Below are 24,792 nucleotides of genomic sequence, written 5' to 3' on the forward strand. Positions count from 1 at the left end.
GTAAGAATCCCATACAGATATCACTCCTTTATAAATTATTTTTTTAAAAAAGGTGTTAATACCTAAATTTTACGTCTAATACTAAACAAATTTAAATTTGCGGAAAACTTAGAATATTATGGTTATATTGTATCACTAATTTCGATATATTTCAAGCTTTTTCGACAAATTGATTTAAGTTGTTTCAATATTGCATTTATTGATTCAATGAACCCTTTTGTGTTTATTATATTTTTGTTTTTTCAGTGAATGTTATAGTAATAACAGTAAATTGGATTTCAATATTTCCTCCCGATTTATGATAATATCAGTGCAGATACAGAAGCCCTAAAAAAAGAGGCTAACCAAAAGTCCAATAGAAGCCATTGCCATAATAACTGTTATTATCCACCCCATAATGTTAGAAAAAGTAGAATTTGAGTACTTACCCATGATTTTTTTATTGTTTGATATTAACATAACTAAAACCATTAGTGGTGGCGCAGCAATACCGTTAATAATGGCGGTATAATATAACATCTGAAAGGGTTTAATTGGAAGAAAGTTTATGATAATTCCAATTATCACAGCTACTATAATTACGCCATAAAACTCAGGCGCTCTTTTGATTTTTTTATTTAGGCCCTCTTTCCAGTGAAAGACTTCGGATATAGCATACGCAGCAGAACCAGCCAAAACAGGTACTGCAAGTAGGCCGGTCCCTATGATGCCCATAGCAAATAACAAAGATGCAAAATTTCCAGCAAGTGGTTTTAATGCTTGAGCTGCTTGGGTGGCAGTGTCTATATGGGTTATCCCATTTGTTTTTAAAGTAGATGCAGTAGTTACAATAATGAAGAACATAACAATATTAGAAAATAGCATGCCTACATTGGTATCAATTTTCATATCCCGTACATCCACTTTTTTTACATCCGGTATACCTTTTGCTGTACCTACAGCTTTTAAACCTAATTTATTTTTTTCATGTCCCTCCTCAACCTCCTGATTAGTCTGCCAAAAGAATAGGTAAGGCGAGATAGTTGTTCCGAGTATAGCCACAATATTTAGAAGATAGTCTTTACTTGTAGAAAAACTCGGCACAAGTGTTGAATAAAGAACTTTCGACCAATCTACTTTGATGATGAAAGTGGTTATAATATAAGCAAATAACGTTAATGCCATATATTTTAAAAACTTAGCATATACTTTATATGTAACAGCTATTTCTAAAATAACTATTAATATGGCTATACCTACCAGCCAAAAAATAAATGGTATTCCAATGATAAGTTGACCAGCAGAAGCCATAGCTCCTAAATCAGCTCCAATATTAATTACATTAGCAATTGCTAGTAATGTCACAGCAAAATATAATATTTTTTTTGAGTAATGCTCTTTTATTACACCGGAGAGTCCTTTCGCGCTTACCATACCAATGCGACCACACATCTCCTGAATAACCACCATAAAAGGGAATGAAAACAGAGCAACCCATAATTGACCGAAACCAAACTGTGTTCCAGTCTGAGAGTATGTTGCTATGCCAGAAGGGTCATCATCTGATGCTCCTGATATAAAACCCGGGCCTAAAATTCTAAGGAACTTCTTTAGCTTTTGTGTTGTTTTCATTTTTTTAATACCTCCTTTACATTATAAATACACATTTAATATTTTTAACTGATACACCAGACTAAATGATATACTCAATCTTAATTGAACATATGTATAAATGTAGTTTTTATGAATTACCTTTAATCTTACTACATAACGCCGAGTATTTTAAGTATTACAATTATAACAACCACGCCACCAATTATTCCTAGCATATAATTCACACTCCTTTTTATCCTTAATTCACGAAATCTACTATTTTAATTTACTATATTTTATCAACTGTTCCCTTGTTAATTTGAAATTCCTACCTAAACAACAACAGTGTGGAGTGTTTCCTTGGACGTCTACAATATTTTTAGTATATATATACTCTGACATTTTGGCTCCTAACATTTCCCAGAAGTATTCTCCTTCATCATATGTTCCAGTACCATCAATAATATCAATGTTAAATTCTTTTACTAATTGTATTAATAAATTTGTTGCATGCTTCTTATGTGTATATTTAACGTCTATGTTTATATCATTTACATGCATGCTATTTTCATTAATCACAAAAAATATGTTGCCTATTATTATTCCATCAAATAAAATGTTTTTTATTCCTGTATCATTATTGTGCATTGCTCTAGCGTCTTTTAATTTATACATTCTAATTTGTTCCCCCTTTTCAAGAATATATCCATGTCTTGGTTTTTATTGATCAAATTTTCATAAACTTTACCATAGTAGTACAAGTAATTATATAGTTAAGGGTAAAAGAATTAAGTGCCATACAACATAATAAGTCTGCAAACAACAAATGCCGCGAAATGAGCATTTCACGGCTTTGCTTTGTACCTTACTCATTTTAATACCATACTATTTCAGCTATATTTAGGTCTCTGTATTCAATTATAAATGAAAATTATTTTAAAATATGAAGAAGGTAATTTATATGTCAAGAAATAGCATATTAGTTTAATCGTTGCATGTGAGAAGTATACCATCTACTAAGTAATAGTTTCAAAGAGGCAGTAACCAGCACAGCTATTGAATCTATTTTTGTTATTATATATAAAATAACAACTAAAAAATATGGAGAATTTTAAGTATTACAATTATTACAACCACTCCACCAATTATTGCTAACATATAATTCACACTCCTTTTTTTCTCTATCTATTAGTTTTTCTGTAACAAAAAAGAAAACAATTATAATTAATGTATAGAATATTACACCATAACCAATTAAGTTTAATAACAACATGTTAGGGGTATCTGTAGCAATGAAACAAAAACGGCAATGATAAATACAATTTATACCATTGCCGTTTAATTAATTAGTTCTTTATTAACATACACATTTACACCGACATATAGTTATATTAAAAAAATATAGATTCTCGCTCACTGGTTTTAGCGTAAATGTTCATTGAAATTATCTTCATCGATCCAGTATCCCTGTTGATTATAATGTTGATACAGTCCATCCTCGTAATCTCGGGTTAATAGAACTTCATCTGTGTATTCCGGTGACTGCTTTATGTCATCACGAAGAAGAGTGATGAATACTTTAGATTCATCCCAACTAACACGTTCTATCCATTTTGGTGAAATAAGAACCTTTTTCCCCGGCAACCAATTCTTTGTATCAATGATTAGGTAACGAATCGCCAATGTTTTATCATCAATGATAAAATCATCAACATGTCCAATCGTGCCATCTGTAGCTTGGATGTCATACCCAATTACATCGCTAGCCATGTGTAAACGGTTTTCCCACTGTTCGTTAACTTGAGGTGATCCCATTAATTTTTCTTGGTCTTGACTACTCTCTATGCTAGGATAAAGTCCATTTGTTCCCCACATGGTTGATGCACCCCAATATGTTGGCCATTCATAATATTTATAGTAATCTTCTTCATATTGTCGTGATATAGGTTCATCATTATACAAAGACGGACTGTTTTCAATCTGATTCTTGGTGAGATTAATGGTGATGGATTGTTCTTCTTTATTAACCCCGGCCAACGCATACGGTGAGATTATTACTTGTCTACCAGTTAACCAATTTCCTGTGTTTACAATCAAATAGCGAATTGCCCAAAAGTGGTCATCAAAATAAAATTCTTTGACCTTACCTATTTCTCCGTCTATACAGCTCAATTTGTAATTCTTTAGTGTTTTGGCTTTGTTTAACATAATAACATCCCTTTCATATTTTATTTTTTCGTAAAATGGCTCTGTGTTATATTTAAAATAACACTTTTTATTATCGTCCTCTTCTACCAATAACATCAAAAACGAATAATATAACAGCTATGACAATTAATGCGTGTATCAGGCCACCACCAATATTAAGCACCAGCCCCAATAACCAGAAAATTATTAATATTCCTGCTATCCAACGTAAGAATCCCATACAGATATCACTCCTTTATAAATTATTTTTTTAAAAAAGGTGTTAATACCTAAATTTTACGTCTAATACTAAACAAATTTAAATTTGCGGAAAACTTAGAATATTATGGTTATAGTGTATCACTAATTCCGACATGTTTCAACCTTTTTCGACAATTGATTTAAATTGAGGTAATTCATTTTTTAAAATACATTCTAGCTCTTCAGCTCTTGGAGGTATAAATTCTGTAGCAAGAAGGTAACTTCCAGTCACCTCCTAGCGCCTCGGGGGAACTTATGGTTGATAATGGTACATGGGAAAGTGAAAGTAATAGGAGTGGTGCTGTGAAGTGGTTAATTCTAAGAATGAAAGTACAAAATGAACCAATAGACAGAAAAGTGTTTGCCAAATATGGATTAAGCATGTTCTTAGGTAAATATTATAGGGATAATACCGCAAGATCTATAATAATTCATATATGTAGCATCCAACCTCGGTCCACGCCATACCGACACTTCTTATAATATTTATCCTATTTTCATTTTAAAAGTAGATGGCAGACATCCAAACATTACCTTCTAGATTTATAAACTACCCCCAAAAGAGTTTTACCAGGAAAATCCTTTATTTAATTAAAATACAATACAAAACACCATAAGGCTTCGTTCTATAAAGGAATATTTATAAAAAAAATGAGTAAATTTACTATATAGATATAATTATTAGACTAACTATATTTATAGGCTACTAGCACATTCTTAATTTTTCAATTCTAATGTAAAATAAATTTAAGATTATAGTACAGTTATCCTAGGACAATTTTAAAGAAATTAAACGAGAAATACTTATAAAGAAAGAAAAAACATAGCGCATGATTAAGTTAACGCAGAAGCACAAAAGGTATATTATGAAATGAGTATAGAAAGAAATAAAGCTGTGACTAGATTCGAGAATGCAATGAAAAAGAAGAAATAAGAGAGATTAGAGGAAGAATACTGTACTAAGAATTTAAGGAAATGAGCAAGTGACTAATAATTGGGTTCTTAAATAAATCTAGAGGGTGTGTTTATATGGTTACTAAAATTACTGAAAGGGAGGTGAAAAAAATTAATAAAGATGAAGGTATGGAAAAGGTAGATAAGATTGTAGACATCAAAGATGATGAAATTATGACTGTGGGAGAAGTTGCAGCATATTTTAAAGTAAGTGAAGATACTGCTTTTAAATTAGTAGAAAATGGGGAAATACCAGCTTTTAAAATTGGCGGTCATTGGAGAATAAATAAAAATGAATTAGCAAAATTCATGGATAAATTAAAAGATGGTAAAGGTGGAAATATTGGAGATGATTAAATTCTCATTAAAACACTTTCGCAATGCCCTTTACAAAAAAAATTACATAGATTTATATGGGATTGTTAGTTAGCAGTAATAAGTGTATAGTTATGTCAAATTATAAGTTAATAAAAAAATATAGTAAAGAGCAGTTCAAATGAAAATAAAAATACTGAACTAAGGCGCTAATATTGCGTGTAATATTATTAGGATGGTGACCCTCATTTTTAATAATCATCAGCACAGTTTATTATTTGTATAGATACATGCAAAATTTGGCATCGATGAATGTGCTGATATTATTTTAAAATATGCTAAGCAAAAATTTGGTAACACACTTTAAGAAACCCTAGAAGTTGAAATGCTTCTAGGGTTTCTTTGTAGTATCTCAAGTTACCAATAAAGTGGCTGTTATGTATCGGTATCATCCACATTCAATAAGACACAACTCAGGATTATAATAAATTATTTTAATATCATAATTAATAAATAAATATTAAAAAATGTAATACACAAGGAGTCACATATTTGAAATAAAAGCAATATTACATTAGCAAACTATTTATATAGGCTTACAGCATATACCTTTAATTCATATAAGTCATATAATAAAAGTTAATACAATGTTAATTATTAGCTGTTAGCTTATTACTATTTATATTTATTTGTGAATTAATTTGGGAGGGAGCTCATAATGGGAAAAATAGTTAGAGATTTAGATGAATACAATCTTAAAACCTGCATTAATAAATTGAGAGATTTGAGTGTAGAAAGAGTAACGCTAAAGCACCAGTTAGATGAACTTATAGAAGAATATATGGCTCTAGAAAGACAAATATAGATTAAAGTGATTTTGTAGATAATTTTCTAATTTTTAAGTAGCAGACAAAACGAGATGGAATAGCTATCACAATTTCTAATTAAAATAACTCTGGTTCTAATAAAATGTTTGTTGAAGAGAAACTTTTAGGTAAGTCTTGTGGCATAAATAAATTCTACAAAATAAATTATAATCCAGAATAGAAAGGAGTGTGAAATGCATGCTAGCTTTAATTGGTGGAATTGTTGTCATAATTATAATACTTAAATTTCTTGGTATATTTTAATGGCATGATACGCTGTTTCTACAACGGGATGTGTTTAATTACATATTTTGTTAGAGAGGATGCTAGGATATACTATGATTAATTGGACGAATTATTGTTATTAGTATAATACTTAAAATCTTACATATTTTTTAATATGTATAAAAGCAGGGGGTGTTTCTATGTATAGATATATTTGTTTAGTATGTAATTACGAGTTCGATCAAGCAATAGGAGATTCAAATGGCGGAATAGCACCAGGTACTAAGTTTGAGGATGTTCCAGATGATTGGGTTTGTCCAGTATGTGGAGTACATATTATTGAGATTACTAATACCCGATTTGATAAACACGCAGTTAACGAACTTAAATAAATATCATTGAGTGTTAGATGGGCTAATGGGAAAGTTACGAAAGAATCTAAATTAGAGTCAGTTAGGCCAGAAAGAAGGCAATACAAATTGTATAGCAATTTGGTTCTTGTACTTCGCTATGAGGTTTAGAGGTATAGGGACAACCTATGCAGTACGGATAACTAGCTTGCTTACTATAAGATAAGTCATAGTTTTGGAGGTTGATATGCTCAAAATTTTGTTCGTAATAAATACTTTAGTAGCAATAATAGCATTAGTCTTTTGGGTTATAGGAATTAAGATTCTTAAAAATCATGAGTGCGACATAAAAGGTATTAGATATATATTGTTGGGTACTAATGTTACAGGAATATGTATTGTTTTGACTGCCATACTTTTATGAGAATAGTTCCTAAATTTATTAAGAAAAAGACAGGTAAATAATGATATATGAAATGAGTGGATACATATGGGATTTTTGCGCTGGATAGTAGGAATAATGATAATTTTATGGTTATTAGGATTTGTACTTAATATTGGTGGGGGCATGATACACACGTTGCTTGTCATAGCCGTAATTATATTTATTTTTGATTTTGTTGGTGGAAGACGAAGACGTTAGAAAGTTTAGGAGATTAAAAAAAATTAGGAAGAGGTATTAAAATGGAAAAACGTGATTTATATATACAAAAAATTAAGGCTCAGTTAGAACAATATAGTGCTAAAATAGCGGGGATGCATGGCAAAGCCACTGAGGTCAATGTTGATATGAAATTGGAATATCTTAAACAAGTGGAGATGCTCGAGGGTAAGAGGGATGGTTTGAAGAAAAAATATGAACAACTTAGTAAAGCTAGCGAAAGTTCCTGGAAAGATATGAAAGAAGGAACTGAAAATGCTTGGAATGAGCTTAAGGATTCCGTTGCTAAAGCAACAAATCATTTTAAATAATCCTTATAGATTATAAATAACCTAAATTGGAGGAAAACAAATGAGATTTATAGGTCTAAAGATATCAATTTTAAACTCAGAAAGATAGTGTATTATATTATGGGCATAATTGAGGTAATTCTTGCATTTAGACTTATATTTAAGCTTCTTGGGGCGAATCCTGGGAATACATTTGTATCACTTATCTATACTATTTCAAAAACTTTTATTGCAACCTTCAGTGGTATTTTTAGATCTGCTGTAAATAAAGGGATAGAAACCAAGTCAGTTTTGGAGCCTACCACTATTATTGCAATGATAGTTTATGCGCTTATTGCATATGGAGTAGTAAGGTTAATTGAAATCTTTTCTACCAATAAGCATTGAGAGCTGCGATGAAACCTGACGCCTAATCAGGTCTCTACTAAAATTACAAATTTGTGCGAAAAGCCCACTCCTTCAGGTGTGGGATGGATAGCACTTGCAGACAATCAACGCAAGTATTATAAATAGTACTAAGTGTATAAAAACATCTATAGCATACAAAAATAAGACTATAATGACTAATATTTTGTATATTGTCCAAGGTATATGAGAAAAATATTATTAATACCTATTGTATTAGTGAAATTATTAAAAGATATGTAAGACCAAAAACAAACTAGCGACGGAAAGCGAGGTGAATATTCAGTGGCAAAAAAAGAACCTAAGCAAAGATTTGTTTTGAATCTAAAGCTTAAAACTGAAAACTTTGAAGAAGACATATTGGATAAGAGATTTGAAATAGGCAGAAAGATTTATAATTCAGTTTTAGGTAAAGCCTTAAATAGGTACAATGAAATGATTAAGAGTAGAAAATGGAGAAACAATCAATCTGAATTGTCAAATGTTTATAAAAGCAAATGCGATAAGAAAGAATTAAATAAGCTTTGCGCTCCATATTTTCATATTAAAAATGAAATGCTTAAAGAATTTAGGCTAGCTGAATATTCACTCCATCAAGATGTAAAATTAGTTCAACATGCATTCAAAGAAAATATAGATAGTTTCACGGCTCAGAAGATTGCATCAAGAGTATGGGAAGCTTTAGAAACTAATATATTTGGTAAAGGCGCGGAGGTTCATTTTAAAGGCAGAAATAACCCGCTAAATTCATTAGAAGGTAAGTCTAATAAGACTGGAATAAGGTATGACATTGAAACGAATACTTTTAAATGGATAGGTTTAAATCTTGAAACAATGCTTAATATAAATAATCAATATGAGATAGATGCTTTGAGGAATAAAATAAGTTTCTGTAGAGTTAAAAGAAAATTTGTACGTGGGCAATATAAATATATGCTTCAAATAGTTTTAGATGGGGTAGCTCCTGTTAAGTTTAACAAGGAGACAGGAGAAATTAAAAATAATATAGGAAGTGGAACTTGCGGAATTGACATAGGTACGCAAACAGTTGCTTTTATTTCTGATTATGATGTTAAGCTATACGAATTGGCTCCACATGTACAAAATATTGAAAATGAAAAACGTAGAATTCAAAGGTACATGGATAGAAGCAAACGAGCTACTAATCCTAATAATTTTAGTGAAATTGGAATGATTAAAAAAGGTGTTAAATTGGAATGGGAATATTCAAAGAAATATGCCAAAGCTAAGAATAAACTTAAGGACCTATATAGGAAACAAAAGGATATAAGAATGCAAGACCATAATATAATGACCAATGAAATAGTGAGAAATTGCAGTGTAATCTATGTTGAAGAAATGAATTTTAAAGGTCTTCAAAAGCGTTCCAAAAATACAACTATTAATGAGAAAACTAGGAAGATCAACAAGAAAAAGAGATTTGGTAAATCCTTAGCCAATAAAGCACCTAGTAAGTTTTTGGAAATATTAGATAATAAGTTAAGAGCTAAAGGTGGGAAATACTTTGAAATTAATACAAGGCAAGTGAAAGCTTCGCAATACAACCACCTAAATCAACAATATAATAAAAAGAAGTTATCTCAAAGGTGGAATTATTTTGAGTATAATGGACAACAACTTAAAGTCCAGAGGGATATATATTCGGCATACTTAATTAAAAATGTAAATGATGATTTATGCAGCATACATCTTGATAATTGTAGTAAGGGTTTTAATAAGTTTTTAGAACTTCATAATAAAGAAATTGAAAGATTGCAAGGATTAGATAATTTGAATAGTATAGGGATTTAGATTTAAAAAAAACGTCTTGAAACGGGCGTTATACTACCGCAAAGGTTGTCAATGGATTGCTTGGTAGTGAAATTCTTAGGGAAAATAATAAGTGTTAATATCATTTGTGATATCAAAGAAAGTTATTTAGTACCTAAGAACCCCATGCCTTTAGGCTTGGGAGTTTCAGATAATAGAGTTTCAATATTTTCAGATAATTATACTTTCTAATATATATGATATAATGTAACATTTTATTTAACAGGTAATATAACTTTTATGTAAGTTAATAAGCTTGAAAGGAAGTGATAATATGGGTTTATTAAGTTGGATAGGTGCAATAGTTGTATTTTTCTGGGTTTTAGGACTTATATTTAGTATTGGCGGCGGAATGATACATTTGTTACTTGTAATAGCTGTTATAGTGTTCATAGTAGATATGATTTCAAAAAAAAGAATTAGATAGGAAACTATTTCATCAACATGAAAGAGCCAGTAGGCTCTTTTTTTTATTCATACTAAAATTCATTGAAAGTTTCAGAAGATAGGCACTGCACAAGGTTTTTAATAAAGGCCCTAGGTTTATAATCTACATGTATCACCAATGGAAGTAAAAAATTACAGTTTTTACTACGACCTCGGAGGTTATTACATAAACTGGAAGTTTATGTTTGCTAAGCATATTCCCTTCATCTTAATTTAAGATGGGGGCTATTTGACGCTTACAATACTTATTATATTTATCTAATAAAAATTAACTATTTACAAGGAAATAACTTTCCAATACAGAATAGATATATATAAGACTATTTAAAGGAGGTCAAAAATATGTCAAAATTAGAAATTCCAAAAGATAAAGACGAAATAAAGCGACAAATTAAAACCTTACAGGCTCAATTAGTTATAGATGATAAGAAAAGAGATAGCAAAAGTAAGCAAATACACCAAGATGAAATTAAAGCCCTTAAAAAAGCTTTAAGTGATAAATAAAGATATTAACTATTAATATAGGGCACACAAATACTCGTAAAGAAAAAGAAAAGGATTAAGGCATTAATGCTTTAATCTTTTTGCTTTTATTACTCAATACCATCCTTAAAAGATTTTTCTTTATAGAACAAAGGGTACCACATTAAGCTACAAGCTTATTAGGATTATTATAAAACCAATTAAAATATTTTTATTGTTTAATTTAGTGGGTATGGTTATATTAATCTCTTTAGCAATAGCTTATTAATAGAATAGATGTAAAGAATATTAAATAAAGCTCTCAAAAGCTTACTCCATAGAGAAATTTATGAGGTAAGCTTTCTCTAATTGATTGAAAATAAACAGAAATTACTTATACTTATAATCATAGAATATAATTACTGTTTTTACCAAGTCACAGTTACCTTATTAAAAGATGTAATTTTTTTCTCCATTGTTAATGTTATAATACTTATTGAAAAAGTTTAGAATGTAAGGGTGTTTATGCTTAGTATATAAAGAAAAACTATGTGCATGTACATAACTTACAGTATTTTTTCAAATAATATTTTCTATGGTATTCCATAGGTTAACAGGAGGATAAAATTTTGCATAAGAAAATAGGGCTCCCTTTTGATTATAAAACAAAAAAAGAGTTTCCAAGTAAGTTGATGGATTGGATTGGCGATGTTTTTTACGATATTCTTCCGAAACACGGATATGAGATACGTGATGAGCAAATATATACTGCTTTTCAGCTTGCTGATGCAGTTTGTAATAAAAAAGTTCATCTGGCGGAGGCTGAGGTAGGTACCGGAAAGACTTTCGCCTACTTACTCACTGCAATTGCCTATGCTGGTTTTAGCGGAAAACCTGTAGTAATTGCATGTGCCTCGACAGCACTTCAGGAACAGCTGGCAGGGCCAAAGGGAGATATTCAAACACTTTCACGAATACTGGGATTAGAAATAGATGCGCCAATGGCAAAGGATCCTCGTCAGTATGTTTGTGATGAGAGAGTTAGTGGAATGGGGGGAGTGTTTGGCGATGCGACAGCCTCTGATGAGATTAATCAATGGTTAGTAAGGACTACAAAAGGTGAACGCTCAGAAATGCCGCATATATCCGATAGTGTATGGAGACAGATTGGGTGGGATGAGACTATGCCCTGTGATGCCTGTCCCAGAAGAGGCTTTTGTAAGCTTGTTAAGGTAAGGGAACATTACAGATCTTCCAAGGATTTAATTATCGCAGATCATAGTATCTTTTTTCAGGACCTGTGGACAAGGGATGAAAGAATTGCAGACGGTAAAATGCCTATGCTTCCAGATTACTCGCTGGTGATTTTTGATGAAGGGCATAAAGTCATACTGCCGGCAGCTATGGGTGCTGGAAGACAAATTCATAAAGAGGATATTGATAATATTATCCTTTGCATAGAGGAAATCCAGGGAGCAAGAACTTCACTGGGTGTAAGTGTAATTGCTTTGGAACAGGCCACTTCTAACTTTTTCGAAAAACTTAATCAAAACGTAATAGATGATGAGCAATCAGAGCGTCTGGCGGTTCGCATCGATGATATACTTCTGAAAGCAGCTGATACTTTTCATAAGGCACTAGATCGGTTGCTCTTAGAGATACAAATTGAGGAAGAGCTATACATAGACGCGCTACCGGAAAGCACGTTACATACCTTTGAAATTCAAATAGAACTATCAATTACAGCCTTAGATAGGTTTGGTAGGAATAAAGGTAGAGAGGTTATTACTTGGGTAGATAGGGCAGACGGCAGCTTTTGGGTAGTTCCTCGGAATTTGAGCAGTATGCTAGATAAACATTTATTTTTAAAAAAATTGCCTGTGGTGTTTACTTCAGGAACTTTAAGTGATGAGGGGGATTTTGGTTACCTTATGAGGACTCTTGGTTTAAAAAATCCAGCAATATCAACGGTTGGAAGTCCATTTGATATTGAGCAGCAGGTGGTGGTTTATTTACAACAGCCATCCTTTGAGGAAACTGACAGTGCCAAGTTTTCACGCAAAATTAAACAATTACTATGTTTGCTGAAAGAAAATGGAGGAAGAGCGCTGATACTTGCGAGCTCTTTGAAGGAAGTCAGGAAAATAAGAAAAGAAATTAGTGGATACGCGCTACCTTTTGAAGTTTTATGGGAGGATAAAGGTGAGCGAGGATACCTTGTCCAAAAGTTTCGTGGGGAAGTTACATCTGTATTAGTAGGTTCTACCTTTTGGGAGGGAATTGATGTGCCCGGGGAGTCTTTATCTCTCGTTGTAGTTTGGCAACTTCCCTTTCCGTCCCTAGACCCTTTGATTGAAATGAGGCGGAAAGAAGCAGAAGAAGAGGGGATGAACCCACTTATAACCGTTGATTACCCTGAAATGGGATTGAAGTTAAAACAAGGTTGTGGCAGATTAATTAGAACAAAGGATGACCGTGGAGCAATAGCTGTCATGGACCAAGTAATAGGAACCCCATGGGAAAAGGTGGTTATGAGGGCTCTACCTAGAGGAGCGAAAATAAAAACTTTGGAACATAGGGATATTTAAAATACCACACCTTCTTCAATAGAAGGATCTAACCTAAGCAAATTTATTTAATATGCTTAGGTTATAAGATATATTTTAAAATCATATCTTATTTTTTATGAAAAATATAACTGAAAAAGAGGTATAAATTATGATAAAACCAATTGTAAAAGATATATTGTTTTTAGGACAAAAATCAGAAGAGGCAACTAAAAATGATATAGTAGTAATTGATGATTTAATAGATACATTAAGTGCAAACTTAGAGCATTGTGTTGGATTGGCTGGTAATATGATTGGAGCAAAAAAGCGTATATTGGTATTTAATGTAGGCAACCTTATTATGCCTATGATAAATCCAGTTATATTAAAGAAAGAAAAGCTTTATGAAACAGAAGAGAGTTGTTTATCTTTAATTGGCTTTAGAAAAACAAAGAGATATGAAATGATAGAGGTGGAGTATCTTGATAGAAATTTTAATAAGCAAAAGAAAGTGTTTAATGGATTTGCAGCACAAATAATTCAACATGAAATGGATCATTTTGAAGGTGTAATAATCTAATTGAATATTTGAAGGAGCAAAAAAATGTACAGGCAGCCTAGTAGCAAGAACAAACTGTTCCCAGTTTCTTCTATGGGGTCTGGACAGCCATCTAAAAAAAGGTAATAAAGCAGAGACATGGCTAGAATGACCTGTTTGATTAAGATTCAAATGAAAATAAGTTGAGTAGAAATGTTTATTGTGAAGCATATTTTCTTTGCATTTATTAGGTTGTCGGTTTGACCCCATTGTAAAATATGGAAGCGTATGTGGACAGATTTTACTTGCTACCCAGTCAACGAGGTCAAGAATATCAGAAGTCATAGCACCAAAAGATTTTATTTCCTTCTTTCGCCCATTTAAGATACAAGCTACGATAACCCTTTTGTGAACATCAAGTCCACAACAATTCTTATAGACTACTTCCATTAAGAACACATCCTTAAAATAAAATTACCGGTGTAGCCTCTTTATTAAATTCATAATCTATTCCACGTGCTTTGCGGTTGAGCAAACACAATCTTTGATACATAGAAAGAAGCCAAATCAAGCTCGGGGGAAGTAATAATAACTGGAAGTTATTAATTTTCTGGACCTCGGAGAGCTAGAGTGGCCCGCTTGCTCCTAACAATACCAGGGGTTTAAGGTCATTTTCATATTGTTTCCATAATATGTTTTTTGGACAGTCTGGGGTGGTTGGGAAGGAGGAACGACTGAGATTGCTACTAATAAATAAAAGCTATGAATATTGGTGACCATGGATAAATTAATCTAAACAGTAAACACTAATAAATATTAAAATCATGCAGGAGAGTAATTATGGATAAGGATGATTTAGTAAGAAAAGCTTATGAAATTAGTGATAGATATAATGTAATTTTAAAGGGAAATATAAAAATCTCAAGAGATGTTAACTGCATATTGTTTGCTCATTATTGTAAGAGTAACGTATTTTACAAGGATTTTTTCAGAGTGTCTAAAGATATTTTTAATGTAAATAGAGTTGCCAATAAGAATTTAAAAGAAATAAAAAAGATTGTGAAGTCAGCCGGCTACAAGAAAGTATGGACAAAAGGCATTTTCTCTTTATACGGAGATTTAAGACCATTAGCTGCAGAAGCAGGCTTTGGGAAATGGGGAGATAAGGGAATAATTGAAAATGAAGAATATGGTACAGATTTTTTAATTACGGCAATATTTTACAAGTAATGGGATATATTAACCATATAAATGAGGATGCATTCAAGCACACTTAGATATAAATGTGCAAAAATTATAAAAGAAATTGGTAAAGTATTTAAAAGGAAAGAGATATATATGAAAGAACCGTAAAATATCGGTAATCTAAAAGAGTAAATATAGATTTAAAAGTTAATAGAAGATTAAAAGTTATAATTGGATTTATGGCTTTTTACTTTTATTTAACTCGGCAAATAGAGATGAAATCATTAGCAAATCATGAGGAGTGAATTGAAAAGATTCCAATTGAAATTATATGTAAGAGGATAGGTGGTTATTATGGATACACAATATGTAAAAGGAGATTGTATATTTGCAAGAATCAACAAAACGATAAAACAATATGAGTATTTAACAGAGGATATAGAGACAGAAGTAATGATAATAGGTGGAGGAGTCACTGGGGCAATTTTAGGATACTATTTCAGTAAAAATAATATTAATTGTGTTATTTTAGAGAAAGCAAGAATAGGTCACGGCAGTACTAGTATAACAACCTCATTACTTCAATATGAGCTTGATAGTAATGCTATGGAGTTAAAGTCATATACAAGTATGGAGAATATAATAAAATCATATAAGTTGGGGATAAAGGCATTAGATGAAATTCAAGAGTTTATAGATAAATATGGGAATAGGTGTGATTTTAAAAGAGTAGATAGTTTTTTATATACAGCTAAGAAATTAGAAAAGAAGGGGATGGAAGAAGAATATGATATTAGAAAAGAGGCTGGATTACCTGTAGAATTTATTGATGAAGATAATAATCCATTTTTATTTGATGTAAAGGGTGGTGTATTAGGTAAAGGTGGAGGAGCTGTATTTGATCCCTATAAATTTACTCATCACCTAATTGAGGTGAGTTGTGAAAAGGGATTAAGAGCATATGAAAACACAGAGGTTATAGATGTTAAATATTGCGATGATGGTGTTACCGTAGAAACTGTGTACGGTCATAAAGTTAAAGGGAAAATTGTTATTGTAGCTACAGGATATAATACAGAACTTTTCACTAAAAGGACTTTTGGAACTAAGACTACTACATTTAATATTGCAACTAGTCCAATAGATAACATTGAGGATATTTATAAAAACGTAGTTACTAGAGATAACAGAGTTCCTTATAATTACTTTAGAACAACTAGAGATAACAGGCTCATAATTGGAGGGGAGGATATAAACTTTATACCAGATATATATAATGAGCAATTATGTAGTAAAAGTTATGAAACATTAGAACAAAGGCTAAAAAGTTTATTTCCAAATTTAAATATAGAGATAGAATATAGATATTGTGGAGCGTTTGCATCTACGCAAGATAATTTGGGTTTTATAGGGAAAGATCCGACTAATTCTAAATTATGGTATTGCTTAGGTTATGGGGCAAATGGAATATTATTTGCTATGCTAGGTGGAATGATGTTAAGTAAATTATATTCTGGAGAAGTAGATAAAGATATGAACCTATTTAAAGTAGATAGATTTGATCATTAAACTTACTATTAATAATATTAGATTTAAAAAAGTAAAAATTTAACACATACATTACAAATAAAACCAGAGAAAGGAGATAATAAATCACTTTATATATAGTGATTTATTTATTAGAAAATATGTTTATACCTAAAAGAATTATATTTGAAAAAGATTCGTTAGATTATGAAATGGGTAAGAGTATTTTTTCTAAGTTTAAAGATAATGATAATGTTGAGATAATAAATTTGACCTCTAATAAACTAAAACAACATATTCCAGGTAATGATTTATTCACTCAATATAGAGAAGGTAAGAGGACTTTAGTAGTTGGAACTAAAAAGACTTTAAAGTTTCAATCATGCAAACCATCCGCCCACTATCAGCTTCCCTTAGTATCAGGGTGTATGGGACAATGTGAGTACTGCTATTTAAATACTAAGTTAGGAGATAAGCCTTTTGTAAAAGTACATACTAATATAGATGATATTCTTAATCAAGCTCAGAAATATATTAATGAAAGATTACCAGAGATAACTATATTTGAAGGAGCGGCTACATCTGACCCTATACCTGTGGAACCTTATACACATTCATTGCAGAAATCCATAGATTTTTTTGGGAAAAACCTAAACGCTAGATTTAGATTTGTAACAAAATATAATGATATAGAATCATTGCTTAACTTAGAACACAATGGTCATACAGAGATAAGATTTAGTATTAATACTTCTTTTGTAATAGATAAATATGAACATTTTACTGCTTCTCGTGACAAAAGAATAGAAGCAGCTATAAAGGTAGCTGAGTCAGGGTATCCTACTGGTTTTTTAATTGCTCCAATATTTATTTACCCTAGTTGGAAAGAAGAGTATCATGACTTATTATTAGAACTAAGTAGTAAGCTTCCAAATAACTTAAAATTCCCAGTAACCTTTGAAGTAATATCTCATAGGTATACAACAATAGCTAAAAATAGAATACTTGAGGTATTCCCTGAAAGTGAATTACCTATGAATGATGAAGAACGTAAATTCAAATATGGACAATTTGGATATGGTAAGTATGTATATCAAAAGGAAAGTATAAGTGAAATAAAAGAATTCTTCACAAAAGAGATAGAAGAAATATTTAAGAATAAAAAAGTTTTGTATATTATATAGGCATTTTAGTGTAGTTGTTTTATTATTATAAAATGTTAATTGTAAGTCAATTACGAGCACTAAAAAATCCTATGCTTTAAATAAAGGCTATGTTTAAGAATAATGTTGATAATATAGCAATTAATAAGAGACGCCAAATTGCGTCTCTTATTACACATTTTATGAATAATATTAATTATTTACTTGTACCCATGCTATTAATCTTATATTCCCCGCTAACCTTTTGGACTTCTAAAAAAGCAGACTTATTTACAATCCATGAATCTTTTATTTCTCCATTACCCGCTAATACATATGAGTTTATATCCACTGGTTTTAAAGAGTATTCAATGTAAAATGTAAATTTATCACTATTACCCTGTAAATCATTTATCTTGTTAATTGTATAATCTGTAATCTTTAATTCTTTTATTACCGAGTCTTTCTTGTATTCACTAAAAAGTTTTATCATAATCTGTTTAGAAATGACTTCTACATTCGTAGAATCTGTTTTCAAAGCAATATCTTTAATTGTTGGTTCATAACTTACAGTTTGTTTAGCACAACCAATAAAGAAACCACTTATACAAAGGATAAAAATTATTATAAAATTTCTCTTTAAATTACCTATAATATCCCCCTCTTTAAATTTGTTATATTATATAAATATGTCCTTGTTTCATTATACAGTATATTAATGTAAATATTCAATTTTTTAACATAACTATATATAAATTGCTTCTCTAATTTTAAAATCCTTTAATTTTGTATCAGAATGAGATGTGTGTGATTGAACTAATAAATATTTGCTTTTTACAGTATCCTTCTGTGTGCTAAATAACTGTAACCATTTAAACCAATACATATAGTTAGCAAGGTATTTTGTGCAAACACTATGAAATCCATACATCCATTCTTTTAGTTTGCTATGGAAAGCATTTATGTGTTGTATATGGTATATGCCTTCCTTATGCTTATCACGCTTAATCTGTTGTAGTTCTACATCCAAATTTTTGGCAAACTTAATATAACTCTTGTGTGAGTCAGTACAGAGGGTTGAATTATCTTCTATCCTACCTGTAAAGAGTCTTTCTAAATCTGTATGCTTCATTCTACCTTTACAGATTAACTCTGTCACAATGTTTCCTACCCTATCAATCGCACATAGTACACAGACTTGCTGTTTTGATATACCTCTTTTTCTTTTTTCAAGCGGACTACTCATACTGCCCTTAACTCCACGTCTATGAGGTTCTCGTGGCATTGTAAAAGTGGTGCTTTTCTTATGATTTCATTTAAAGGACTCCCTGAAAAATGCCTCGTCAACTTCTATAACTCCACCAACATGACCAATACCCATATACACTCTGATAGCGTCTAAAAACTTATGCCTCCAGTAAAAAGAGGTCGGTACACTAATTTCGACTACCTCAGCACATTTTCTTATGGAATAACCATTTATCATACATTTAGAATATAGTATCCATTTTTTAATATCTTTTTTGCTGTTATATCTTGGTGAACGTGTAAAATCAGTGAAGGTCTTTCGGCAGGACTTACAAATATATCTTTGTTTATTATTAAACTTGCCATATCTCGATACTTCATCGTGTCCACAACAAGGGCAGACCTTTCCCTTGGAAAACCTATTCTCTTTAACTTCATTTGTAACTTCAGTAGCAAACGAACCTAATACAATAACTTCTTCAAGGTAGGCTAAAATTTCTTCCTGTCCAGTTGTTCCTAACGCCTCTAAATCTTTTTTTACTGACTCTACACTTGGCATAATAAGACCTCCGTAATCCTTCATATAGTCTTATTATACCATATTATTCAATATATATCCATTTTCAACATCTTTATTAAACATAGCCTAAATAAAAAAGCATAAGCGGTTCACGAAGTGGTCCGCTTGCTATGATTTTCGGAGCTTTCCCTGTCACCCTAGTGAGAACGCAGTTGCCACTTGCTATATCTTATGAAAAAGCTTCTGCCTGAGCCTCTGCTTTCTTTCTGTCCCAGCCTCTTCTTACCATTTTTTCAATTATTTCATGTTTAATTTTCTCAAGTCTTTTTAAAGTTTCTTCTGATAGTTCCTGATTGTTATCGCTCATATTTTTCCTCCTTACCATAATTATTTTACATTTAAATCACTATCATTAACTACCCACATATGGCCATCTTCACCAATTAGTAATTGTTTTGTTTCAGGATTATAGGAGTTGATTATATAGTTATATTTCTTTAGGGTTGTTCCTATTTCGTATAGATACTGTTTGTAGTGTCCTTCAAATTCCTCAATAAGTTGATTAATTTGTATTTCTTCTATATTAAGATTATCTTGAAGTTCCCTAAGTTCCTTAGCAACTGTTAAAGGAAGCATTCCTATATATTCTCCTTTTGTATTAGCTATTTCATCATTTTGCTTATAATTATTTCCACCTAATTTCTTACCAGATTTTAAACTTATAACTTCGCTCATTGTATTCCTCCTATGGTTATTTATTTTAGAGTTTTTAGAATTACACCAGTGTTAACAATATACAAAGGCTTTTTTCAATTCTGCACAGAAGAAAGTAAAAACTTCCAGTTTTTACTATGACCTCGAATTAAATTACAATAACTGGAAGTTATTGTTTGCCATTCACTTCACTGCCAATATCTGAAAGGTGCCTGTCACCTTTGAAAAATTGGAAATGAGTTTTCAATTTTTGTTGCTCAGCTCATTAAGAAAGAAGATAGATAAGGTTACTTGCGGGGATATTACTATTAATAAGTTTAAGGTTAATTTTGGTGAGATTGATCCGAGTGATAGGGTAAATGGGCTTTTAGGACTTGACTTTCTTAAAGGCGCAGCTGTTATTATTGATGTGGATGAAAATAAAATTATATTAAAAGGATAATATATTTCTAAAAAATAGCAGTTAGCAAGAGAAACATTTGGAAGTATTTAAACATTGGAAATTAAAAATTTTACACCTCTGGGTCATTTGCGAAGGACGTAGGCTAGAGCTTGTTAATCGATACATACGTAGGATTAAAAGATGATTATAAGAAATATGACTTATACTGTCCTACAATAGTACAGGAAAGTGAAGAAATAATGATTCATAAAAAAATTGATATTAATAAGATGGAACCATTTAAAAAATTTACATTAGAACGCCTTAAATGATTAGTATTGAAAAAAGATGGAGGTTCTATTAAAGAAATATTAGATTTTGTAAAATTAACTAGGTATGGTCAATAGGAATCTGTCTTAAAATAGAAAGTTATATCTATAGCGATAGCAAACAATAATTTCTAGTTATTGTAACGTTCCCCGAGGTCAAAGTAAAAACTGAAAGTTTTTACTTTCTAATAATTCCCAAATTAGATAAGCTTAAAGAAGTATACATTAATAATAAATTCTAGGCGAAATTACTGAAAAGTTATGTAATATAAGAAATAATTCAATTATCGTTAGCGAAACAAATTTGCTACTGATTTCTACATACCACAGAACTTAATTGGAATTGATATTTTTTCCAAGTCACAGTTACCTTAGTGGGTCACATAGTTCATACCGCAGACGAACGGATATATGTTTAAATTAAGACTTTAAAAAGCAAAATAATATTGAAATAACCGTCTAGGGCTAAGATGGCTATTTCTTTTGGCTCAATATAGTTTATAATTATGTTGTATGGGGTTGCTTGTTATAAATTGGTAAATATAAAGATTTTTTATATAAATTTTTGCTGGCGCTACCTAATTTTTAATATTTCTTATAGCTTTTATAAAATTTTAACTTATCAAAGGAGGAGAAAATGAAAATAGGTAAATTCACTATGCAAAATAATATAACTATTGATGCAGTGAGATACTACATAGAATTGGGGCTAATAATACCTGAAAAAAGTGGAGGACAGTATGACTTTGATGAAAGATGCAAGAGTGATCTTGAAAAAACAATTAAACTTAAAGGTCAAGGGTTTACCCTAAATGAAATTAAAGCAATATTTGTACTTAAGAGGATTGGTAAGCTTACCACATATCAAGAGAATGAATATTATAGGGACATTTATTGTAACAAGAAAATTGAACTTTCTAGTAAAATTAAAGAATTGGAAAGGTTTAGAGATAAATTAGAAGAAACGATAGAGGATCTATCTAAAATAAAATGTATGGATAATTTTAAAATTGGTATAGATATTGAAGCTTTAAAACTATTCAGCTGCCTGAAATGTGGAAAAGAGTTGATACTTTCTGATGGAATTATTACAAATAATCAGGTGATGGAAGGCAAACTTAAATGTACTTGTGGTGAAGATTATAAAATTGAAGATGGAATTTTACTAGTTGGAAGCGTACAATCTGAAACTAATTTAGATATAGTAGATTATGTTAATTCAACTGATTCAGAATACCTAGATAATGTTTACTCTGGGCTTGAGTATATGAATAAAAAAATACAATTTGAGAAATTAAATAATAAAATTATATTGGAGATAGGTTCTGGTGCAGGTTTCTTTCTAAGGAGTATATATACTGATTTACCGGATGATTCCTTATATATTGCAGTAGATAATGATTTGAATAGGCATAAATTTTTAAAGTCAATGCTTCAAAAATCTGAGTACAACAAAAGAGTGATATTTTTATGTTGCGATTTTTTGAAAATGCCATTAAAAGATAATTTAGTTGATGTTTTGATAGATTTTAATGGTACAAGTAATTACTCATTCGAACATGAAGAGTTTTTGCTAAATTTAATTGATAAGTCTTTAAAAAGAAAGTTGATTATGATTGCTGCATACATTACATTCAATAATTTTAGCATTGACAGCAGCATTATAGAAAAAGTAAGGAAAAATTTTATTTTAAAAAGTATAAAAAATAATATTTTAAATTTACAATACAATATAATCGATGAAAAAACATCTAAATCAATATCTAAGGGCGGTAAATATGAAAATTATTTTAAGTGCAATGAAGGAATTTCTTCATATATTGTATATGCAAAAAGGTAGCCTTTACACCATGTTTTATTTAAAAAAATGAAAAATTAAGTAAATTAAGCTATTGACGTGGTGTAAAGCCCCTTATCTAAAATATAGATAGGGGGTGTTTTCTATGTTTAAGATATTTTCTAAAGATTCAATTAATAAAAAAGAATTATCTATTTTGTTGATTTTTTCCTGCGCAAAGCTTGTTTCATTATTTGGGAGCGCAATATAAGCTTTTGCACTTGAATTGTATGTATTGAAAACTACCGCTTCAGGATTATATTTTAGGGAGGTTATCAGATGGAAATTTACTTTATCTTAGTAATACTAATACTTGGCTTAATATTGACAGGGGCACTTTTCCCAACTTGGACACCTACTATTAAGGGCAAAAATAGTGTTAGGGTATATGAGCAAGTTTCAATAAACGGCGCTAAACATCAACTTATGATACGAGGTGTAGATAAGAATAACCCTATTTTAGTTTTTGTACATGGTGGGCCAGGGTGTTCGGAAATTCCATATGTAAGAAAGTATCAAGATATTTTGGAGCAGAAATTCACCATAGTTCACTACGACCAACGTGGAACTGGCAAATCATATCATTTTTTTGAGGACTACTCAAATTTATCTCCAGAATTACTCGCAGATGACTTAATAGCACTAACTAGATATATTCGTAAAAGATTTGGAAAGGATAAGGTGCTGTTAGCTGGTCATTCCTTTGGATCTTATATTGGAATGGTGGCTGCTGCAAAAGCACCAGAAAATTATATTGCCTACATCGGAATTGGACAAGTATCAAATTTTAATGAAAGTGAAACAGATTCTTTAAATTATTGCATTGAAGAGGCAAACAAAGCAGCAAATAAAGACGATATTGCAAACCTTGAAAAAATAAGAAGCCAAGTTGAAAAGGGAGATATTTTCGTTCCACGTAATTACATAGGAAAATATGGTGGTGGTTCACGCCTTATTGATGAGGATGGCCTTTATACCAAAGGCTATCTTACAAATCGGGAATACAATTTACTTGACAGAGTTCGTCTTAATTTAGGCGTGAAAAAAAGTGAGGTTATGATTGGTGACTTACTTCAGAATCCTTTGCCAAGTCTTGTTAAAAAACTTGAGATACCATGTTACTTCCATATGGGACAGTATGATTATAAGGCTTCATCAAAAGCCGCAAAGAATTATTTTGATTCTATTACATCACCTGAAAAAGAATTTATACTATATTGGGAATCAGCGCATTATCCACAATTTGAAGAAAAAGAAAAATTTGCTGAGTGGCTTATTAAGAAATTCTCAAACTAACATATCTTACAAATAATGAGGACTTTCGGTAACTTGAATATATAGAGATATGGTTAGATAGCAAACAATAACTTCTAGTTATTGTAATGTACACCAAGCTAAGATGATTCAAAGACTCATCACAAAATTATGAAAATACAAATTTGGTTATACTTTTTAATAAGCTAAAGAAAAAATCTGAAAGAGAAATTGAAATACTTAAGCAGAAACTGGCAACTTATGAAGATATAAGAGCAGCCTTATTAAATATTACATCTAAAATTATCGCATTATAAAAAAGAAAGGAGAGAAAAGTGAATACATTACTGACATATGAAATTAGAATTTTCAATGGAAAAGAAAAAATACAAACGTTCATACAAAATATAGAGGTGATAATATGCCAGCAACAGTGACAATAGTTAGACCTAATATTACACGGGAAGAAGAGACGAAAGTTTTTGAGCGTATCTCATGCACATTAGAAAAGATAATGGCAAAAGAGTATGGAATTAAAACTAAATTTACGTTAACCCGCGCAAGATAAAAAGTAACGCACTAAAGATATAAAGTAGATTTAAAGAATAAAGTTGTTAGTTAATTTGATATTAGATTTTATTAAATTCTAATTAAGTTCAGTTAAGAGCTTAACATAGCCTTCTGCTTATTCTATTGTTAAGATACGTGCTGTTTGATGTGCTAATTACTACATATGCACTTC

General features: G+C 30.8%; 27 protein-coding genes and 1 pseudogene. 20 read left to right on the forward strand and 8 right to left on the reverse strand.

Annotated elements, in window-relative coordinates:
• Window positions 1-327 precede the first annotated feature (327 nt).
• From Ctaglu_RS19235 to Ctaglu_RS19250, 4 genes are all read right to left on the reverse strand, one after another.
• On the reverse strand, window positions 328-1,611 hold the full coding sequence (locus Ctaglu_RS19235; protein ID WP_125004742.1) for an Nramp family divalent metal transporter: 1,284 nt from the start codon (window positions 1,609-1,611) through the stop codon (window positions 328-330).
• A gap of 237 nt (window positions 1,612-1,848) precedes the next feature.
• On the reverse strand, window positions 1,849-2,247 hold the full coding sequence (locus tag Ctaglu_RS19240) for a hypothetical protein (RefSeq protein WP_125004744.1): 399 nt from the start codon (window positions 2,245-2,247) through the stop codon (window positions 1,849-1,851).
• Window positions 2,248-2,994: 747 nt separating this feature from the next.
• Complete coding sequence (locus Ctaglu_RS19245; RefSeq protein WP_125004824.1) at window positions 2,995-3,780, reverse strand: PRC-barrel domain-containing protein; 786 nt, start codon at window positions 3,778-3,780, stop codon at window positions 2,995-2,997.
• Window positions 3,781-3,850: 70 nt separating this feature from the next.
• On the reverse strand, window positions 3,851-4,000 hold the full coding sequence (locus Ctaglu_RS19250) for a lmo0937 family membrane protein (protein WP_124997758.1): 150 nt from the start codon (window positions 3,998-4,000) through the stop codon (window positions 3,851-3,853).
• A 1,049-nt stretch (window positions 4,001-5,049) separates the two neighbouring features.
• Here Ctaglu_RS19250 and Ctaglu_RS19255 point away from each other — a divergent pair.
• The 15 genes from Ctaglu_RS19255 (at window position 5,050) to splB (ending at window position 17,808) form a co-directional block, all read left to right on the forward strand.
• A complete protein-coding gene (locus Ctaglu_RS19255) occupies window positions 5,050-5,331 on the forward strand; it encodes a helix-turn-helix domain-containing protein (RefSeq protein WP_233439868.1) in 282 nt (93 codons plus the stop codon).
• Window positions 5,332-6,007: 676 nt separating this feature from the next.
• Window positions 6,008-6,154, forward strand: coding sequence for a hypothetical protein (locus tag Ctaglu_RS25370; protein WP_185732822.1), 147 nt, complete (start codon window positions 6,008-6,010; stop codon window positions 6,152-6,154).
• A gap of 426 nt (window positions 6,155-6,580) precedes the next feature.
• The gene (locus Ctaglu_RS19260) at window positions 6,581-6,772 is read left to right on the forward strand and encodes a rubredoxin (protein ID WP_125004746.1); all 192 of its coding nucleotides are present in this window, start codon (window positions 6,581-6,583) and stop codon (window positions 6,770-6,772) included.
• 205 nt (window positions 6,773-6,977) lie between these two features.
• Window positions 6,978-7,154 carry a hypothetical protein gene (locus Ctaglu_RS25375; RefSeq protein WP_185732824.1) on the forward strand — a complete coding sequence of 59 codons (177 nt, stop codon included), beginning with the start codon at window positions 6,978-6,980 and terminating at the stop codon, window positions 7,152-7,154.
• Between the two features lie 66 nt (window positions 7,155-7,220).
• Window positions 7,221-7,373: a lmo0937 family membrane protein gene (locus Ctaglu_RS19265; protein WP_125004748.1), complete on the forward strand. Its 153-nt coding sequence runs from the start codon at window positions 7,221-7,223 to the stop codon at window positions 7,371-7,373.
• Between the two features lie 41 nt (window positions 7,374-7,414).
• Complete coding sequence (locus Ctaglu_RS19270; RefSeq protein WP_125004750.1) at window positions 7,415-7,702, forward strand: sll1863 family stress response protein; 288 nt, start codon at window positions 7,415-7,417, stop codon at window positions 7,700-7,702.
• Between the two features lie 99 nt (window positions 7,703-7,801).
• Window positions 7,802-8,068: a YggT family protein gene (locus tag Ctaglu_RS19275; protein ID WP_233439870.1), complete on the forward strand. Its 267-nt coding sequence runs from the start codon at window positions 7,802-7,804 to the stop codon at window positions 8,066-8,068.
• 303 nt (window positions 8,069-8,371) lie between these two features.
• Complete coding sequence (locus tag Ctaglu_RS19280; protein WP_125004754.1) at window positions 8,372-9,898, forward strand: transposase; 1,527 nt, start codon at window positions 8,372-8,374, stop codon at window positions 9,896-9,898.
• A gap of 292 nt (window positions 9,899-10,190) precedes the next feature.
• A complete protein-coding gene (locus Ctaglu_RS19285; protein ID WP_125004757.1) occupies window positions 10,191-10,343 on the forward strand; it encodes a lmo0937 family membrane protein in 153 nt (50 codons plus the stop codon).
• A gap of 362 nt (window positions 10,344-10,705) precedes the next feature.
• Window positions 10,706-10,867, forward strand: a complete 162-nt coding sequence (locus Ctaglu_RS25380) for a hypothetical protein (RefSeq protein WP_185732826.1) — start codon at window positions 10,706-10,708, stop codon at window positions 10,865-10,867.
• Window positions 10,868-11,517: 650 nt separating this feature from the next.
• Complete coding sequence (locus Ctaglu_RS19290; RefSeq protein WP_125004759.1) at window positions 11,518-13,413, forward strand: ATP-dependent DNA helicase; 1,896 nt, start codon at window positions 11,518-11,520, stop codon at window positions 13,411-13,413.
• 130 nt (window positions 13,414-13,543) lie between these two features.
• On the forward strand, window positions 13,544-13,954 hold the full coding sequence (locus tag Ctaglu_RS19295) for a peptide deformylase (protein WP_125004761.1): 411 nt from the start codon (window positions 13,544-13,546) through the stop codon (window positions 13,952-13,954).
• Between the two features lie 798 nt (window positions 13,955-14,752).
• Window positions 14,753-15,142: a hypothetical protein gene (locus Ctaglu_RS19300; protein WP_125004763.1), complete on the forward strand. Its 390-nt coding sequence runs from the start codon at window positions 14,753-14,755 to the stop codon at window positions 15,140-15,142.
• A gap of 309 nt (window positions 15,143-15,451) precedes the next feature.
• Entirely contained in the window at window positions 15,452-16,666 is a 1,215-nt protein-coding gene (locus tag Ctaglu_RS19305; RefSeq protein WP_125004765.1) for an NAD(P)/FAD-dependent oxidoreductase, read from the forward strand.
• A 119-nt stretch (window positions 16,667-16,785) separates the two neighbouring features.
• A complete protein-coding gene (gene splB / locus Ctaglu_RS19310; protein WP_125004828.1) occupies window positions 16,786-17,808 on the forward strand; it encodes a spore photoproduct lyase in 1,023 nt (340 codons plus the stop codon).
• Window positions 17,809-17,983: 175 nt separating this feature from the next.
• On the opposite strand, the gene Ctaglu_RS19315 is transcribed toward splB, so the two are convergent.
• The 4 genes and pseudogenes from Ctaglu_RS19315 to Ctaglu_RS19325 form a co-directional block, all read right to left on the reverse strand.
• Window positions 17,984-18,304, reverse strand: coding sequence for a hypothetical protein (locus tag Ctaglu_RS19315; protein WP_125004767.1), 321 nt, complete (start codon window positions 18,302-18,304; stop codon window positions 17,984-17,986).
• Window positions 18,305-18,511: 207 nt separating this feature from the next.
• A pseudogene (locus Ctaglu_RS19320) lies at window positions 18,512-19,573 on the reverse strand (IS1595 family transposase).
• A 190-nt stretch (window positions 19,574-19,763) separates the two neighbouring features.
• Window positions 19,764-19,901 (reverse strand): hypothetical protein, encoded by a 138-nt coding sequence (locus Ctaglu_RS25385; protein WP_185732828.1) that lies wholly within the window; start codon window positions 19,899-19,901, stop codon window positions 19,764-19,766.
• 20 nt (window positions 19,902-19,921) lie between these two features.
• Complete coding sequence (locus Ctaglu_RS19325) at window positions 19,922-20,269, reverse strand: hypothetical protein (RefSeq protein WP_125004769.1); 348 nt, start codon at window positions 20,267-20,269, stop codon at window positions 19,922-19,924.
• A 214-nt stretch (window positions 20,270-20,483) separates the two neighbouring features.
• Here Ctaglu_RS19325 and Ctaglu_RS19330 point away from each other — a divergent pair, with 214 nt between their 5' ends.
• The 5 genes from Ctaglu_RS19330 to Ctaglu_RS25395 all read left to right on the forward strand — a co-directional run bounded on the left by Ctaglu_RS19330 (window position 20,484) and on the right by Ctaglu_RS25395 (window position 24,618).
• Complete coding sequence (locus Ctaglu_RS19330; protein ID WP_125004771.1) at window positions 20,484-20,690, forward strand: pepsin/retropepsin-like aspartic protease family protein; 207 nt, start codon at window positions 20,484-20,486, stop codon at window positions 20,688-20,690.
• Window positions 20,691-20,800: 110 nt separating this feature from the next.
• Window positions 20,801-20,962, forward strand: coding sequence for a hypothetical protein (locus Ctaglu_RS25390; RefSeq protein ID WP_185732830.1), 162 nt, complete (start codon window positions 20,801-20,803; stop codon window positions 20,960-20,962).
• Between the two features lie 634 nt (window positions 20,963-21,596).
• Window positions 21,597-22,799 carry a MerR family transcriptional regulator gene (locus Ctaglu_RS19335; protein ID WP_125004773.1) on the forward strand — a complete coding sequence of 401 codons (1,203 nt, stop codon included), beginning with the start codon at window positions 21,597-21,599 and terminating at the stop codon, window positions 22,797-22,799.
• A gap of 276 nt (window positions 22,800-23,075) precedes the next feature.
• Window positions 23,076-24,092, forward strand: a complete 1,017-nt coding sequence (locus tag Ctaglu_RS19340) for an alpha/beta hydrolase (protein WP_125004775.1) — start codon at window positions 23,076-23,078, stop codon at window positions 24,090-24,092.
• A 379-nt stretch (window positions 24,093-24,471) separates the two neighbouring features.
• Entirely contained in the window at window positions 24,472-24,618 is a 147-nt protein-coding gene (locus Ctaglu_RS25395; RefSeq protein WP_185732831.1) for a hypothetical protein, read from the forward strand.
• Window positions 24,619-24,792 lie beyond the last annotated feature (174 nt).

Source organism: Clostridium tagluense, from assembly GCF_003865095.1.
Lineage (GTDB): Bacteria > Bacillota > Clostridia > Clostridiales > Clostridiaceae > Clostridium_AD > Clostridium_AD tagluense.

Coding starts and splice junctions, on each gene's coding strand:
- Ctaglu_RS19275 (WP_233439870.1), top strand. CDS start 7,802: ATGGGCATAATTGAGGTAATTCTTGCATTTAGACTTATATTTAAGCTT.
- Ctaglu_RS25370 (WP_185732822.1), top strand. CDS start 6,008: ATGGGAAAAATAGTTAGAGATTTAGATGAATACAATCTTAAAACCTGC.
- Ctaglu_RS25385 (WP_185732828.1), bottom strand. CDS start 19,901: ATGAGCGATAACAATCAGGAACTATCAGAAGAAACTTTAAAAAGACTT.
- Ctaglu_RS19260 (WP_125004746.1), top strand. CDS start 6,581: ATGTATAGATATATTTGTTTAGTATGTAATTACGAGTTCGATCAAGCA.
- Ctaglu_RS19340 (WP_125004775.1), top strand. CDS start 23,076: ATGGAAATTTACTTTATCTTAGTAATACTAATACTTGGCTTAATATTG.
- Ctaglu_RS19335 (WP_125004773.1), top strand. CDS start 21,597: ATGAAAATAGGTAAATTCACTATGCAAAATAATATAACTATTGATGCA.
- Ctaglu_RS19295 (WP_125004761.1), top strand. CDS start 13,544: ATGATAAAACCAATTGTAAAAGATATATTGTTTTTAGGACAAAAATCA.
- Ctaglu_RS19285 (WP_125004757.1), top strand. CDS start 10,191: ATGGGTTTATTAAGTTGGATAGGTGCAATAGTTGTATTTTTCTGGGTT.
- Ctaglu_RS19325 (WP_125004769.1), bottom strand. CDS start 20,269: ATGAGCGAAGTTATAAGTTTAAAATCTGGTAAGAAATTAGGTGGAAAT.
- Ctaglu_RS19240 (WP_125004744.1), bottom strand. CDS start 2,247: ATGTATAAATTAAAAGACGCTAGAGCAATGCACAATAATGATACAGGA.
- Ctaglu_RS19250 (WP_124997758.1), bottom strand. CDS start 4,000: ATGGGATTCTTACGTTGGATAGCAGGAATATTAATAATTTTCTGGTTA.
- Ctaglu_RS25375 (WP_185732824.1), top strand. CDS start 6,978: ATGCTCAAAATTTTGTTCGTAATAAATACTTTAGTAGCAATAATAGCA.
- Ctaglu_RS19305 (WP_125004765.1), top strand. CDS start 15,452: ATGGATACACAATATGTAAAAGGAGATTGTATATTTGCAAGAATCAAC.
- Ctaglu_RS19235 (WP_125004742.1), bottom strand. CDS start 1,611: ATGAAAACAACACAAAAGCTAAAGAAGTTCCTTAGAATTTTAGGCCCG.
- Ctaglu_RS19255 (WP_233439868.1), top strand. CDS start 5,050: ATGGTTACTAAAATTACTGAAAGGGAGGTGAAAAAAATTAATAAAGAT.
- Ctaglu_RS25380 (WP_185732826.1), top strand. CDS start 10,706: ATGTCAAAATTAGAAATTCCAAAAGATAAAGACGAAATAAAGCGACAA.
- Ctaglu_RS19245 (WP_125004824.1), bottom strand. CDS start 3,780: ATGTTAAACAAAGCCAAAACACTAAAGAATTACAAATTGAGCTGTATA.
- splB (WP_125004828.1), top strand. CDS start 16,786: ATGTTTATACCTAAAAGAATTATATTTGAAAAAGATTCGTTAGATTAT.
- Ctaglu_RS19290 (WP_125004759.1), top strand. CDS start 11,518: ATGGATTGGATTGGCGATGTTTTTTACGATATTCTTCCGAAACACGGA.
- Ctaglu_RS25395 (WP_185732831.1), top strand. CDS start 24,472: ATGCCAGCAACAGTGACAATAGTTAGACCTAATATTACACGGGAAGAA.
- Ctaglu_RS19265 (WP_125004748.1), top strand. CDS start 7,221: ATGGGATTTTTGCGCTGGATAGTAGGAATAATGATAATTTTATGGTTA.
- Ctaglu_RS19270 (WP_125004750.1), top strand. CDS start 7,415: ATGGAAAAACGTGATTTATATATACAAAAAATTAAGGCTCAGTTAGAA.
- Ctaglu_RS19300 (WP_125004763.1), top strand. CDS start 14,753: ATGGATAAGGATGATTTAGTAAGAAAAGCTTATGAAATTAGTGATAGA.
- Ctaglu_RS19330 (WP_125004771.1), top strand. CDS start 20,484: ATGAGTTTTCAATTTTTGTTGCTCAGCTCATTAAGAAAGAAGATAGAT.